This is a genomic window from Haematomicrobium sanguinis DSM 21259, assembly GCF_000688395.1.
GTDB lineage: Bacteria > Actinomycetota > Actinomycetes > Actinomycetales > Micrococcaceae > Haematomicrobium > Haematomicrobium sanguinis.
The window spans coordinates 97772-112667 of sequence record NZ_JIAG01000012.1 but is presented as its reverse complement, the minus strand read 5'-3'; the positions used below and the strand labels follow the sequence as shown (position 1 = coordinate 112667).

The 14896-nt window shown below is 61.5% G+C and carries 14 protein-coding genes; 3 read left to right on the top strand and 11 right to left on the bottom strand.

Going from position 1 to position 14896, the window contains the following annotated elements; genetic code table 11:
• Positions 1-539 precede the first annotated feature (539 nt).
• Complete coding sequence (locus O148_RS0111410; protein WP_026531019.1) at positions 540-1619, bottom strand: 4-hydroxy-3-methylbut-2-enyl diphosphate reductase; 1080 nt, start codon at positions 1617-1619, stop codon at positions 540-542.
• Positions 1616-2473 (bottom strand): hypothetical protein, encoded by an 858-nt coding sequence (locus tag O148_RS17190; RefSeq protein WP_157374626.1) that lies wholly within the window; start codon positions 2471-2473, stop codon positions 1616-1618. The genes O148_RS0111410 and O148_RS17190 overlap by 4 nt, the downstream gene beginning before the upstream one ends.
• A gap of 161 nt (positions 2474-2634) precedes the next feature.
• Here O148_RS17190 and xseA point away from each other — a divergent pair, with 161 nt between their 5' ends.
• Positions 2635-3939, top strand: coding sequence for an exodeoxyribonuclease VII large subunit (gene xseA / locus O148_RS0111400; RefSeq protein ID WP_026531018.1), 1305 nt, complete (start codon positions 2635-2637; stop codon positions 3937-3939).
• A 5-nt stretch (positions 3940-3944) separates the two neighbouring features.
• Positions 3945-4214 carry an exodeoxyribonuclease VII small subunit gene (locus tag O148_RS0111395; protein WP_026531017.1) on the top strand — a complete coding sequence of 90 codons (270 nt, stop codon included), beginning with the start codon at positions 3945-3947 and terminating at the stop codon, positions 4212-4214.
• A 54-nt stretch (positions 4215-4268) separates the two neighbouring features.
• Here the strand turns inward: O148_RS0111395 and O148_RS0111390 are convergent, their stop codons facing one another.
• The 9 genes from O148_RS0111390 to O148_RS0111350 form a co-directional block, all read right to left on the bottom strand.
• Complete coding sequence (locus O148_RS0111390) at positions 4269-5126, bottom strand: PPK2 family polyphosphate kinase (protein ID WP_051620135.1); 858 nt, start codon at positions 5124-5126, stop codon at positions 4269-4271.
• A 36-nt stretch (positions 5127-5162) separates the two neighbouring features.
• The gene (locus O148_RS0111385; RefSeq protein ID WP_026531015.1) at positions 5163-6377 is read right to left on the bottom strand and encodes a pyridoxal phosphate-dependent aminotransferase; all 1215 of its coding nucleotides are present in this window, start codon (positions 6375-6377) and stop codon (positions 5163-5165) included.
• 108 nt (positions 6378-6485) lie between these two features.
• Positions 6486-7439 carry an ABC transporter substrate-binding protein gene (locus tag O148_RS0111380; protein ID WP_026531014.1) on the bottom strand — a complete coding sequence of 318 codons (954 nt, stop codon included), beginning with the start codon at positions 7437-7439 and terminating at the stop codon, positions 6486-6488.
• 38 nt (positions 7440-7477) lie between these two features.
• Positions 7478-8218: an ABC transporter permease gene (locus tag O148_RS16295; protein WP_051620134.1), complete on the bottom strand. Its 741-nt coding sequence runs from the start codon at positions 8216-8218 to the stop codon at positions 7478-7480.
• Positions 8215-8916, bottom strand: a complete 702-nt coding sequence (locus O148_RS16290; RefSeq protein ID WP_051620133.1) for an ABC transporter permease — start codon at positions 8914-8916, stop codon at positions 8215-8217. Before O148_RS16290 ends, O148_RS16295 begins: the two co-directional genes overlap by 4 nt.
• Before the next feature lies 1 nt (position 8917).
• On the bottom strand, positions 8918-10087 hold the full coding sequence (locus O148_RS16285) for an ABC transporter ATP-binding protein (RefSeq protein ID WP_075204356.1): 1170 nt from the start codon (positions 10085-10087) through the stop codon (positions 8918-8920).
• 83 nt (positions 10088-10170) lie between these two features.
• Positions 10171-11259, bottom strand: coding sequence for a ribosome small subunit-dependent GTPase A (gene rsgA / locus O148_RS16280; RefSeq protein ID WP_051620132.1), 1089 nt, complete (start codon positions 11257-11259; stop codon positions 10171-10173).
• 180 nt (positions 11260-11439) lie between these two features.
• Positions 11440-13254: a glycoside hydrolase family 35 protein gene (locus tag O148_RS0111355; protein ID WP_026531013.1), complete on the bottom strand. Its 1815-nt coding sequence runs from the start codon at positions 13252-13254 to the stop codon at positions 11440-11442.
• Between the two features lie 11 nt (positions 13255-13265).
• Entirely contained in the window at positions 13266-14180 is a 915-nt protein-coding gene (locus tag O148_RS0111350; protein ID WP_026531012.1) for an N-acetylglucosamine kinase, read from the bottom strand.
• Between the two features lie 142 nt (positions 14181-14322).
• On the opposite strand from O148_RS0111350, the gene O148_RS0111345 reads away from it, so the two are divergent.
• On the top strand, positions 14323-14811 hold the full coding sequence (locus O148_RS0111345) for an Lrp/AsnC family transcriptional regulator (RefSeq protein WP_026531011.1): 489 nt from the start codon (positions 14323-14325) through the stop codon (positions 14809-14811).
• The last annotated feature ends 85 nt before the right edge of the window (positions 14812-14896 follow it).

Here is a 14896-nt window from a genome sequence, read left to right as displayed (position 1 = left end):
CGGTTTGAAGAATGACTCGCTGCTCAAAACTCAACCGCGAATACGCCCTCCCCCGCGCCCTCACGCCCCCGCCGCTCTCCATCAACGCCGTGTCCGGTACACGAGGACCCGTCATGCCCCCGCGGGAGCCATACACCAGTTCCATACCAGCCAGTCTGGCAAACCTGTTCACACTCGTGCGCGCCACCCCGACACGCTCAGCCACCCGCACCGCGGAAACACCCCGAGCAAGCAAATCAAGGCACAACGAAACCTTCCACCACGGAATCACAGCAGGCACGACACACACTCCAAAAAACTCAGGTGTTGCACTAGCCCCTTGAAACCACTCGGGTCATTAGCGGATTATCTGCCGACTCGGCGAAGTGGGCTCGGCGAAGTGGGGCGGCGAAAGCAGGGCGGGCTTTCGCCTGCTGGCACCGATGGCCGGGTGAGGTGCTCGGGCAGGTGACCACGCGCCGTCGTACTTCAGGGCACCGCGCCGGACATCTGTGTAGCGCGACACGCCGAGGAAACGCGCGCGCACTCGGCGTGTCGCGCTACGTAGACGAGGAGCGGCGGCCGCCGAGGGCGCGGGAATCGTCCCCCATCGCCTTGAGCGCGGCGCGGATCTCCTTAGGCAGAGAAAAGATAATGTCCTCTTCGGCGGTGACGACTTCCTCGACGTCCCCATAGCCGTACTCGGCCAGGAGATTGAGCACGTCTTGGACCAGCACCTCGGGCACCGACGCGCCGGAAGTTACACCGACGGTGCGCGCCCCTTCGAACCAGGACTCGTCCACCTCGCTCGCGAAGTCCACCCGGTGCGCGTCCTTGGCGCCGTATTCGAGGGCAACCTCGACCAATCGCACCGAGTTCGAGGAGTTGGCCGAGCCGACCACAATCACCAGGTCGGCCTCGGGCGCGATCTTTTTGATCGCCGCTTGGCGGTTGGAAGTGGCATAGCAAATGTCATCGCTGGGCGGATCTTGCAGATTGGGGAAGCGGGCGCGCAGACGCTGCACCGTTTCCATCGTCTCGTCCACCGAGAGCGTGGTCTGCGAAAGCCAGATCAGCTTGTCCGGATCCTTGACCGTGATGGTATCGGCCTCGTCCGGCGAATTCACGATCTGGGTGTGATTCGGGGCCTCACCGTAGGTGCCCTCAACTTCCTCATGCCCCTCGTGGCCGATGAGCAGGATTTCATAGTCGTCCCGGGCAAAGCGCACCGCCTCGCGATGCACCTTGGTCACCAGCGGGCAGGTTGCGTCAATGGTGCGCAGGCCGCGGTCCTCGGCGGACTGAACCACAGCCGGGGACACCCCGTGCGCGGAAAAGATAATAAGAGCGCCCTCGGGGACCTCATCGGTCTCATCCACAAAGATCGCTCCGCGATCCTCCAGCGTAGAGACCACATGCTGGTTGTGGACAATCTGCTTGCGCACATACACGGGAGGCCCGTAGTGCTCCAGCGCTTTCTCCACCGCAATGACGGCGCGGTCCACACCCGCACAGTACCCGCGAGGCGCCGCCAACTTCACCTGTTTCGCCCCGGCTACCGGGGACGCCGCCTCTACCTCGTCACGGGAACGCCGTGCACGCGGCACGGTGGGCATAGGCACAGAAACGGTGGAACTCATGCTTCCATTCTAGCGACCCGCCGATTACCGGCCGAGGGCTTGAATAGGAGATTGAGCACAATACCGACAACCAGCAGCCCGCCCGCAACCAATGCCTCGATGACCACCCAGGCCCCCAGACTACGCTCAATGGATGGCATCAGCGCGGCAATGTAGGCGTTGGCGAGTTCATTGCTCGAGGTGAATTGGTTCATGACCGTCGAGGCGACGGGAATCACCAGCCAATGCGCCCCGGCGACAAGCAAACCCCCAATCCCAGCGACAATCATCATGGTGCCTTTGCGCACCCCAATGGCAATGCCGATGACCAGCATGACTCCCCCGGCAGTCGCGAGCGGCAGTCCCACGGACCCCACGCTCCTCGCTAGATTCACCACGTTTGACGGGTTCTGGGAGCTCAGCGACTGGTACATCGGGCCGCGCTGGGTGCCTTGCAGGTCAACGCCGGGCACCAGTTTTTGCACCGCCATACTCACAATGGGTGCGATATCCAGCGCCAGTTGCGGCTGTGCCTGCGACCCGTCCTCCGGGAACAGCGCCACGTGCGAACTCCTGATTGTCTCATCGAACGCCGCCGGGTACTCGGGCCAGCTCTGCACGTCTTTCACCGCGGTGCTCAACGCTCTCTGAGCTAGATCGATGATTTCTTGCGGCGCCTGCAAGTCCCCGCCGACACTGTCCACGGCTTCGGTGACTAACACGGTACGAAAATTATCGTCCGTCCCCACACCGCGGTTGAGCGCCACAAAGCCGTCCGAGGAGACGATATTGTTTTGCACCCAGACGCCGGGGATGCCCACCGCCAGAAAAAGGAGACCAATAATAACCAGGGTGGGGGCCAACGCTTTTCTCATGCACACTCGCTAGGGATTCAGATCGGGACGTTCTCCGCTGATTCTATCGGTTTGCTTCGAGCCCTACCGGTGAATGTTTTCCACAACCGGCGCCGCACACACCCAGAATGTCGGTGCCGGCTGGTATTGATAGTAGAGATACATTTTTCCAGGGAGGCATCGTGGACTTTGACGCTGGCGACACCCAGAGCCAGAAGCAGGAACCCAGCACGCTTCCCGAACGCGCCGCCGACACCACGCCAGACGCGCCCTGGCCGCTCCACGTTCTCTCGCAAAAGCTCAAGGCACACATTGAGCGGGCCCCCGCCGCCTGGATTGAGGGGCAGATTATCGAACTGAACTTGCGCGGCAATATGAACTTCCTGACGTTGCGGGATCTCAATCAGGAAATGTCGCTCCCCCTCTCCGCGTTCGGCAATGTCATTTCCCGCACTACCGCGCCGTTGGAGCGGGGTTCGCATGTGGTGGCGCATGTCAAGGCCGGTTTTTGGCTCAAGTCCGGGCGGCTGAGCATGCAGGCCCAAGACATCCGTCCGGTGGGGCTCGGGGACCTTCTCGCTCGCATCGAACGGCTCAAACAAGCCCTCGCCGCCGAAGGACTCTTTGCCGCCGAACGCAAAAGGCCGCTCCCGCTCCTGCCCTCCCGCGTCGGCCTGATCACCGGTCGCGACTCGGACGCCATGAAAGATGTCATCCGCAACGCGACCCTCCGCTGGCCCGCCGTGCAGTTCGAGGTGCGCGAGGTCGCGGTCCAAGGAAACACCGCGGTAGCACAAGTCACCCAAGCTCTTCAGGAGCTCGACTCTCGCGAGGACATCGACGTCATCGTCATCGCCCGCGGCGGCGGCAGTCTCGAGGACCTTTTAGCCTTCAGCAACGAGAGCCTGGTGCGCGCGGTCGCCGCCGCCCAAACGCCGATCGTCTCCGCCATTGGCCATGAGGCGGATCGGCCCATCTTGGACGAGGTTGCCGATCTCCGCGCGTCCACGCCCACCGATGCCGCCAAACGCATCGTGCCAGACATGGCCGAGGAAATGGCCCGCATCCAGGGCGCCAAGGAACACCTCACCCGGCTCGTGCTGCACCAGCTGACCCGCGAATCCGAGCGCATTAACGCCCTGCGCTCTCGGCCGGCTCTCGCTTACCCCATGGGGATGGTGGAGGTCCGGCAGCAGGATGTCGACCGGTTGCGCGAGCGCTCGCACCACGCCACGATCAGGCTCGTCGAACGTGCGCAATCCGCCATTGACAACTTGCGCGGGCAGGTCCGCGCGCTCTCCCCGTTGCAAACGTTGGAGCGCGGTTACGCGGTAGTTCTGACCAACGACGGCGATCTGGTGCGTTCCACAGCGCAGGTTCCGGATGGCACGGGGCTGAGTGTGCGGGTCGCGGATGGAAAGTTTGGTGCCCTCAGCACCGGAATCGTGGAGCAAGACCAATCTGCCGTGGCCCGGCAGGAAAGGTAAGAGTAATGGCGGAAAGAACGACGAATACGGATGTGGCAGCGCTCTCCTATGAGGAGGCGCGTGAGGAACTCGTAGCGGTTGTCTCGCAGCTGGAAACCGGGGGTGCCACACTGGAGCAGTCCCTCCAGTTGTGGGAGCGCGGCGAGGCGCTGGCCAATCGGTGCGAATCCTGGCTCTCCGGGGCGCGCGAACGCATTGAGCAGGCGAGGCCGGATGTCGACGGCGAGTTAGTCGACGACGATTCCGAGGACGATTACCCCGACTCCGACGACTAAATCCTCACGCACACGCGCTTGCGGTCAACCCGGGACGAGGGTGAGCCGGAGTATCTAGGTGGCGGCGAGCCGTTTCTTTTCTTCGGCGACGTCGAAGTCTGCCTCCGGCCAGCCCAGGTCAAAGGATCGGAGCGCATCCAAGAGTAGTTGTTGCACGGCGATGCGCGCGTACCACTTGCGGTCTGCCGGAACCACAAACCATGGTGAGGTATCCGTCGTCGTACGCTCTATGGCTATCTGGTACGCCTCTTGATATGCCGGCCACAAAAGACGCTCGTCGACGTCCCCGGGGCTGTACTTCCACCATTTGTCTTCGCGATCCAGGCGCTCCGTGAGTCTCTCCTTTTGGGTTGCGCTGGAGATGTGGAGCATCACCTTGATGACCTTGGTGCCGGCCGCGGCGAGGTTGTTTTCGAAGTCGACAATGGCCCCGTAGCGGCGCTCGATCTCTTCTGGCGGGGAGAACTTGCGCACCCGGTGAATGAGCACATCTTCGTATTGTGAGCGGTCGAATACCCCGATCATGCCGCGTGCCGGGACCTGCTTTTCAATTCGCCACAGGAAATCGTGCTGTTTCTCCTCCTCCGTGGGCGCCTTGAACGCGTGGTAGGAAACGCCTTGCGGGTCCACGGCACCGACCACGTGTTTGGTGATGCCGCCCTTGCCGGCGGTGTCCATGGCCTGCAGGATCAAGAGCACCGAGCGGTTGTCGCCAAACTTTCCGTTAGCAAAGAGCTGCTCTTGCAGGTCGGCGAGCTCGGTGGCGCCGGCGGCGAGCAGCTTTTCGCCGTCGCGCTTCTTGCCGGTGAATCCCGGTGTACTGGAGGTGTCGATGGACGCCAAATCAAAATCGGGAGTCGCACGCAACAGCTCGGTGGGCGATTCGCTGAAGGTCACAAGGTTTTTGGCCATGTCGGTCCTTTCCCCGCTCGTGGAATTACCTCTAGCTTAGGTGTACCGGCCAAGGAATGTCGCAAGCCGGGAGATCGCCTCTTCAATATCCCCCACGCTTGGCAGCGTCACCATGCGGAAGTGATCCGGGCGCACCCAGTTGAACGCGCGACCGTGGGAGATGAGGATTTTCTGTTCCTTGAGCAGTTCCAGGGCGAACTGTTCATCGTCTTCGATAGGATAGACCTCGGGGTCGAGCTTCGGGAACAGGTAGAGCGCGCCTTGTGCGATCTCGCAGGTCACCCCGGGAATGTCGGTGAGCAGACGGTAGGCCGTATCGCGTTGTTCCTTGAGCCGGCCTCCCGGGAGGATGAGGTCGTTGATACTTTGGTATCCGCCCAGCGCGGTCTGAATCGCATGTTGCGCGGGCACATTGGCGCACAATCGCATATTGGCCAGCAGGTTGATGCCCTCAATGTAGTCAGCGGCCTCGGCCTTGGGCCCGGAAATGGCCATCCACCCGCTGCGATACCCGGCAATGCGGTACGCCTTCGACAGACCGCTGAAGGTCAGGCACAAGACGTCATCACCGCACAGTTTCGCGATGTTCACGTGGACGGCGTCGTCGTAAAGAATCTTTTCGTAAATTTCGTCGGCGAAGACAATCAACCCGTGTTCCCGGGCAAGATCAACAATCTGCTGGAGAATGTGTTCCGGGTAGACAGCGCCGGTGGGGTTATTGGGGTTAATGACCACAATCCCCTTGGTGTGCGGAGTGATCTTGGAGCTCAAGTCCTCAATGTCCGGGTACCAGTGGTCGTCCTCATCACACAGGTAATGTACCGGGCGCCCCCCGGCCAAGCTCACCGACGCGGTCCACAGCGGGTAATCCGGGGTCGGCACAAGGATTTCATCCCCCGAATCGAGCAGCGCCATCAGCGAGAGCGTGATCAACTCGCTGACACCGTTGCCCAGGTACACATCATCCACATCAATGTTGTGGATACCTTGGCCCTGGTAATACTGCACGACGGCGGTGCGCGCCGAGAATATGCCGCGGGAGTCGCTATAGCCCTGCGCGTTGGGCAAGTGGCGAATCATGTCGACAAGCACCGCGTCCGGGGCCTCAAACCCGAAGGGCGCCGGATTGCCGATGTTCAGCTTCATGATCCGGTGACCCTCTGCCTCCATTCGCTGGGCATGCTCTAGGAGCGGGCCGCGAATGTCATAAAGGACGTTGTGGAGCTTGGCAGATTGGGTGTACTTGTCCATGAAGAAACTATTTCACAAAGATGCGCGTGTGCCCGTGACCGCAATCACACGATGACGGTCACGGGCACACGTGAGTGACTGTAATGAGCAAATTACAGTCACCCTCAGCTAGGACGTGAAGCCCTTCTCCTTCAACCAATCGGCGGCGGCATCCTCCGGATTCCGCTTCTCATCCCCGGACACCTGCTCGTTGAGCTTGATCAAGTCCTCGGTGGTGAGCGTCTCGGAGACCTTGTTCAGCACGGCGGCCGCACCCTCCGGGAACTCCTTCGTGTTCACCAGCGGAATCACGTTTTGCGGGGTGAAGTTGAACTTGGGATCTTCTAGGACCACCAGATCATTGGCAGCGATGGCCGGATCGGTGCTGAAAAGGTCTGCCACCTGCACGTTGTCCTCCAGGAGGGCCTTCAGCGTCAGCGGACCGCCGCTGTCGCCAATGGGCTCAAACTTGGCAGGCACGCAGTTGTACTTTTCCTTCAGTCCCGCACTGCCGTAGGGTCGATCGGCAAACTCGGGGGGCACCCCGAAAGTCAGTTCGCCGCACACCGGACCCAGATCCTCCAGGCTCTTCACGTTGTACTTGGCCGCTGTCGCCTTGGTGATGACCATCGAGTCCTTGTCTTCAGCACTCGAGGCGTTCAAGACGTTGAGGGTTTCCGGCAGCGCCGACTTGATATCTGACACGATCTTCTGCGGGTCGGTCTCGGTGCTGCTCTTATCCAGGTACCCCAGAAGGTTTCCGGTGTATTCGGGGACAACACCAATGTCTCCCGCTTCCACAGCCTTGTAGTACGCCTCACGGGTGCCGATGCTCAGCTTGGTGGAGGCGTCATAACCGGCAGCGTTGAGCGCACCGGCGTAAATTTCAGCAATAATCTGGCTCTCCGGGAAGTCCGCCGAGCCGACCACCACCGAACCGGAACCCGAGGCAGTGGGGTTGGCATCGCCGTCGTTGCTCAGCGGATCGCTACCGGCACCGCAGGCGCTCAAGGTGAGCGCCGCCACGGCCAAGGAAGCCGCGGCAAGGGCACCGCGACGAGTGAATTTTTTTGTCGGGACCATGAGTGAAACTCCTCAGTGGGGATTGCGGATGTATAGGCTCACGCAGAGGCCTTAGTCTCAACCCTAATGCGCTTTGGGCCACTTTGGCGTAACCCAGGTGAAACGCTGAAACGTGTGATGGCAACGAGAACCAGGTCCAAAACGATGGCAAGCAGCGAGACCATGACGCCGCCTGCCAGCACCATGGCGAAGTCGTTGCTGGCAATGCCGTCGAAAATGTAACGGCCGAGGCCGCCCAGGTTGATGATCGCCACGATGGTGGTGGTGGCGACGATTTGGAGGACCGCCGAGCGCAGACCACCCATCATCACCGCGAGCCCGTTGGGGATTTCGACCTTGGTGAGCACTTGCCATTCGGTCATGCCAAGTGCGCGGGACGCATCGGTGAGCGCGGGGTTGACGTTCGCGATCCCGGCGTAGGTGCTGGTGATCAGCGGCGGGGCCGCCAGGATGACGAGCGCCCAGACGAAGGGCATGAGCCCCAGTCCGGAAAGTAGGACGAAGAGAGTGGCGAGGCCAAGTGTGGGTAGGGCGCGCAGAGCCCCGGCGAGCATGGTGACGAGGTTCTCGCCGTTGCGGGTGTGGCCGATGTAGAGGCCGATCGGGACGGCGATGACCAGCGAGATGGCAAGTGCCAGGGCCGAATAGCCGAGGTGTTCGGCGATGCGCGCCGGGAAGCCTTGCGGACCGGACCAGTTTTCCGGGTCGGTGAGGAAGGCCCAGGTTTGGCTAAAGAGGTTTGTCTCCTGGGTGGCTAGCGGGAGGCGAGCGGCGATCATGAGGCTGCCACCGCCTCGATTTGGGCGGTCTCGGTGACCTTGCGGGTCTTGGTGCGGGTCCGCGCAGTGGCGCGATCCCACGGGGTGAGCAGGCGTTGGATGAGCACCAGGATGGCGTCCATGATGAGGGCCAGGATCAGGGTGAAGACGATTCCGATCACGATTTCGGTGATGAAACCGCGGCGCAGACCGTCGGAGAAGAAGTAGCCGAGATTTTGCACGCCGATCACGATCGCGACCGACACCAGGGAGATGTTGGTCACCGAGATGACGCGAAGCCCGGCGAAGAGCACGGGCAGGGACAGTGGGAGATCCACCGTCCAGAACCGGCGGAGCGGCGTGTAGCCGAGCGCGACGGCGGCCTGCCGGACGCTTTCATCGACGCTCTCCAGGGCGTCGATGCCCGACCGCAACAACAGCGACACCGCATAAATGGTGAGCGCGACGATGACGTTGATCGGGTCAATGATGCTGGTGCCTAGGACCAGCGGCAAGAAGATGAAGAGTGCAATCGACGGGAGTGTAAAGAGGAAGGAGCTCAGGCCGAGCGATATCCCCTTGATGACCCGGTTTTGTCGGGCTAATTGTGCCAACGGGACTGCGATGATCGTGGCCAGGATGAGCGGAACCACGGACTGCACCACGTGATTCCAGGTCAGTTCCATGACTCGATCAAAATTGCTGAAAAGCCACTGCATCTTAAGCCTCGGGCTCCCGCGCGGTGCTTGCGGGGCCGTTATCCGGCGGTTGCGGTCCGGCCGCACGGCCCGCCGCGTCCAAGACTTGCCGGCCGTTGAGGACGCCTTTGACTCTGCCCTCCCCGTCTACGGCGACCCCGAGGCCGGCGGGTGAGGACAGGGTTGAATCCAGCGCGCTGCGCAGACTATCGCCCTCGTAGAAGAGGGAACCGCCTGGGATGATCGCGTCCTCGGAAACCTGGCTGGGTCCGTTCAACTGCGGGCTAAACCAGCCGAGCGGCTTATTCTGGGCGTCAACCACCAAATACCAGCCCTCACCCGGTACGGTATCTCTCACTGTCACTGTGTCTATCGGGTCGATTTCGGCCTCGCTCCCAGCAAAGAATTGAAGGTGACGGAACCCGCGATCGTGACCGATGAAGTCGGCGACGTAGTTTGTTGCCGGTGCACGCAAAAGTTCCTCGGGGGACGCGATTTGCTCGATTTCGCCGCGACCGAAGACCGCGATCTTATCGCCGAGGAGCACCGCCTCATCGATGTCATGAGTCACGAAGACGACGGTCTTGCCCAATTCGCGCTGCAAACGCAAGGTCTCGGCTTGCAACTCCGCGCGCACCACCGGGTCCACGGCGCTAAAGGGCTCGTCCATGAGCAGGAGTGGCGGATCTGCGGCGAGGGCGCGGGCCACGCCGACGCGTTGCTGCTGGCCGCCGGAAAGTTGTGCCGGGTAGCGCTTGGCGAGGCTCTCATCGAGCCCCACCACGTGCATCAGTTCCAGCGCACGCTGCCTCGCCTTTGCTTTGGGCACGCCATCCAGTCGCGGAACGGTGGCGATATTGTCCACCACAGTGCGATGCGGCATCAGCCCGGCGGCCTGCATGACATAGCCCATCGAGCGGCGTAATTTCGGCGGGTTGACGGTCGCGATATTGGTACCGTCCACCAGTACTTCGCCTGCGGTCGGATCGACCATGCGGTTGATCATGCGCAACGTTGTGGTTTTACCGCAACCGCTAGGGCCCACAAATACGGTGATTTTCCCGCGCTCGATGTCGAAATTGAGCTCGCGCACCGCTTGAGTGCCATCGGGGTACTCCTTGGCCACGTGGCGGAATTCAATCATCGCGTTCGGGGCGGGGGCATTCGGGTCGTGCTGGTCCGCGGTTTCCATCAGATCCTTCCGGTGACCCTCGTTTTCTTCACCCTAACCCATGCGGGGGGCATTTCCAGGGGCTATTTTGGCAGGGAATCCGGTCAACGGTTGTCCCCATATTTGCGCTTGTATGCTGCGCGCGAACCTTTCGCCATGTCCTTGTGTTGCGCCTTCATACGCTGGCGGGCAGCTTTGCGATCGGTAAGGAAATCCATTTCGCGCTGGAGCTTTTTGTAATGCTTTAACCGTTCTTCGGAGACCTCTCCCGATTCGATTGCCGCGCGGATGGCACACCCCGGCTCCCGCCTGTGCTGGCAGTCGTTGAAGCGGCACCGCCCCATGAGGGCCTCGATGTCCTCGAAGACGGCGCCGAGCGCGTCCTGCGCATCATAGAGCGCGAACCCGCGGACCCCGGGGGTATCGAGAAGCACCATTCCCCCACTGACGGCGATGAGCTCACGTGCGGTGGTGGTGTGTTTGCCGCGCTGGTCTAACTCCCGCACCTCGCTGGTGGCTTGAATGTCCTGGCCGGCAAGCGCGTTGATAAGGCTGGATTTTCCGGCACCGGATGGCCCGAGCAGGAGCAAGGTCTCCCCCGGCCTGACACGGGATCGCAACTCGTCCAATCCGTCTTCCTCTCTTGCGGAGGTGGTCACTACATCAACTCCGGGTGCATGATCGCGAACTTGAGCGACCACGTCATCGGCAAGGCGGGAGAGGTCGGCCTTGGTGAGGATAATCAGCGGTGTGGCGCCGGAATCCCATGCGGCGACGAGGGTTCGCTCCAGGCGGTTGACCGAGAGTTTGCGGTCCAGCGGAATTACGACGCCGATCCAAGACATATTCGCGGCCAGGACTTGGCGTTCGGTCGAGTCATCGAACGCGCGTTTTCGATCGAGTTGGCTGGTGCGGGGCAGTAACCTCAGCGCGCGGGGTTCATGGTCCGCGCCGTCCTCGACGAGGACCCAATCGCCGGTGGTTGCGCTGCTGCCATCCGGGGCGCGGAGGTTGTTTCCGAGCGAGATTGCCCGCGGGCCGCGCTCGCCGGTGACAATCAAACGGGTCTTGTCTCGGCGCAGTATGCGCTCTAGGCAGATGGGGGTGTCCGGCAGCTCTTTTTGAGCGGCCTGAAAGTGGTCAAGAATGGTGGCCGTTAGGCCGTATTGGTCAAGATGTGATGGTGCACTCAAGAGAGGTCTCCCAAGGAAGGTAGTAGTAAATGTGGGCGCAATGGATCGAGGCAATAACACTCATTTACTCCACCTCCTTCGGGTGCTGCGGTGACCGAAATCTACTGATTGACACGTTTCAATCAGTGTAGCATGGGGCGGGCTGCAGGGCGGCCCGCCCCAGGCGAACTTCTGGCCTTTCTACTTGGCCGGGGGCGTGGTGGGCCCGTAATCTGGGCCGTCTTCTACGGTGAGTTTGTCGCCGCGGGCCTCGAGTTCGAGCACTGTCACAGTGTTGTCCCCGGCGCGCAAGAGCGGCGCTGGGACATAGAGGGTTTTCTGTGGGCCCTCCGCCGAGTAGCGGCCGGCAAGGAAACCGTTGACCCAGAGGAAGCCGCGGCCAAACTCTGCGGTGGCAATCCAGGCGTCCTTGGGCTGCTCGAGAGCGAGCGTTCCGGTGGCGAAACCGGCCGTGCCTGCTTCGTCACCGGAGTCCGCGGCATTGCCTTGACCGCCGAGGATTTCCTCGCCGAATTCGGCCACCGGGATCGCGTATTGCTCCCAGTTGAAGAGGCTACGCCCACCGAAGAGGACATGGCCAAGAATGCCCTTTCCTTCCCCGATGCGGTAGCCGTAGTTAATGCGTCCGCGGTTTTCAACCAGGATCTCAATGGTTGCCTCGGTGCCATCGCCCTTCACAACGAGACCGGGTACGGCCGAGTTCTCATCGACGGTTCCCAGGAGCTCCCCATTGATGTAAATGTCGGCGCGGTCATGCAGGTCGATGATCCGCAATGCGTACTCGCCTTTAGAAAGGATCGCTCGGGTACGGTAGAGGACCATCCCTTGATCCAGACCGAGCGCCTCAAAGCTCAACGGCGCCACGCTGTCGGTGCGCGGCATCGAGCGCAGGAATTCCAGCAGCCCGGTTCCTTGAGTCATAGGAATGTCGGTTGCGCCCACACGGGCAATGGGCTCCAGCAAATCCGCAGGTACGTCCGCGGCCTCTGGGTTGTAGCGCACATATTCGGCCCGGATGGCATGGAACTTGTCGGTGAGGGTGCCGTCTTCGGCGATCGGCGCGTCATAGTCATAGCTGGTGACATCGGGTTGGATGCGCGTGGTCGATTGCCCAGAAACGTCAAAATTGGCACCGGCGAAGAGACCGAAGTTTGTGCCCCCGTGCGCCATGTAGAGGCATACCGATCCGCCGCCGTCCAGGGTGGTGGCAATGTCTTGGGCCGCGCTTTCGGCGCTGCGCACATGGTGGTGTTCGCCCCAGTGGTCAAACCAGCCGCACCAGAACTCGATGTTGAGTAGCGGCTCTCCGGGTCGCCGGCGCCCCCACACCTCAAGTACGTCTTTGGAGCCAGAACCATAGGTGGCTGCCGCGAGGACGCCCGGCATTTCGCCGCCGTCCAGGAAGTAGTCGCTGCCGCCGTCGGCGGTGAAGAGCAGCTCGGAGACCCCGCGATCCTCCAGTGCCTTCTTGTTCCATTCCAGATAGGCGAGGTCATCGCCGTAACTGCCGTATTCGTTTTCGATCTGATACGCCACGATGGGTCCGCCGTTGGCCGCGTTGAGCGGGGTTAGCTGCGGGAGCAGCTGATCAAACCAGGATTCAATGCCCGCTTCGAATTGCTCGTTATGGCAGCGCAACCGCATTCCCGGCTTGGCGGTGAACCAGGACGGGAATCCGCCGTTGTCCCATTCGGCGCAAATGTAGGGTCCCGGACGAACTATGACGTCCAGCCCGAGGTCACCAGCAAGGCGCACATAGGCGGCAATATCGCGCCAGCCGGAGAAGTCTGGGGCCTGATCCTCGTGCATTTGGTGGAAGTTCCACGGCACATAGGTGTCCACGGTGTTGGCTCCAATGGCCTTGAGCCGGCGCAACCGGTCTTCCCAGAGATCTGGGTGTATGCGGAAATAATGCACCGCTCCGGCCAGGATGCGATGCTCCTTTCCGTCCCGGTAGAACTTGCCATCGGCATAGCTCAAGAATGTCTTGTCCACTGCTCTTTCCTTCACTTCAACTCGAGTCCGGCCAAAAATAGGGTTCCGAATACGGGATCTTGGTCCAGCACGCGCACCTCGGTGACCCCCGCCGCGTGAAGTTTCGCCGTCACCATTTCTTGCAAAACGGGCTGGTTGACGATCATTCCGCCCCCGAGGACCACGGGAGCGCTCAACCCGAGGCGGGTAGAAACATCCAGCGCCAATCGGGCTTCGTCTGATGCGGCCGTTTCGATGATTGTCTCGGCCGCGGCGCTTCCGGCTGCGGCCGCGTCAAAGACCAATTTCGCGCGTTCGGCCCAGTAGTGCCTGCCGGTGCTGTCGGAATGAAACTTCGCGATCAATTCGCTCGGTGCACTCACGCCGGTGTCCCTCAGGAGCGAGCGGGTCAACTCGTCGGGTTCGCGTCCGGCGTCGTTCTCCCGCAATGCGTGCCGTACCGCTTCGCGACCGACCCAATAGGCGCTACCCTCGTCGCCGAGAAGGTAACCCCAACCTCCGGAACGGGACCACTCGCCGTCGTTCTTCCGTCCCCATGCCGCTGTCCCGGTGCCAATAATCACCGAAATTCCGGTCGCTGTGCGGCCGGCTGCGAGCATGAGGTGGGAATCGTGGATGACCTCGATCTCCGCGTTGGGCGCGTGCGTCCGGATGAGCGCGGCAAGGTTCTGCGCATCCGCTTCGGTGTCGATGCCGCCAGCACCGGCAATGACCCGGTTGATTGTCACGGGCGGAAGTTGGGCAAAGAGTTCCGCAAAGTTCTGCTGAGCTTGCTCAAGGCTCACGTTCTGGACGTTGGTGGAACCCACGCGCAGGTTCGCACGTATCTCGCCGCCTTGATAGAGCAATGCTTGGGTTTTGGTGCCGCCAATGTCCAGACCCAAGAAAGCGGGTTCGCCTTCGTTGGCGCGTGCGGTTTCGGTCATGGATTCAGCCTACCGAATCGTTTAACTAAAACGAGTAAGGGGCAGGTGTTGGCAGAATTATGACGTATCTGTGTGCACCGCATGTGGCGGCGGACGAACTGAGAATTGGGTTGGTAAGGCGAAAACACCTATATTCAGGCGTATGGCTGAGTCGTCAAAACGCATACCCGAGGCACCGGAGTTGGATGCCACCGATCGGAAGATTATTGAGCTTCTGCTGGCCGACGCCAGAATGAGCAACTCGCAACTAGCGGAGGCTCTCGGGGTCGCACCCTCGACGGCTCTCTTGCGGACCCGCCAGCTGCGCGAGCGCGGCATTATCGAAGGCTTCAGTGTGAGGCTGGACCTGAAAAAACTGGGCCGAAGCGTCCAAGCGTTGATTTCGGTGCGATTGCGCGCCCATGATCGCGAGGAAATCGATCGCTTTATGGAGCGGGCACCGAAGCTACCCGAAGTACTTTCCACGTTTCATGTGACCGGCGCAGAGGATTACTTATTGCACATTGCGGTGGACAACACCGATGACCTGCGCGACTGGGTCTTAGACAACTTGACTACCGACCCGGCTGTAGGCCACACCGAGACGACTCTCGTCTTTGAGCAACGCTCCGGCTACGCGGGCCCGCTCTGAAGCCACGGCGCAGGGAGGCCACGCCCAGACTGCCACACAGGGCCCCGCCCAAAAAGTTGGCGCAGATTACCGAAGTTGTACGGAA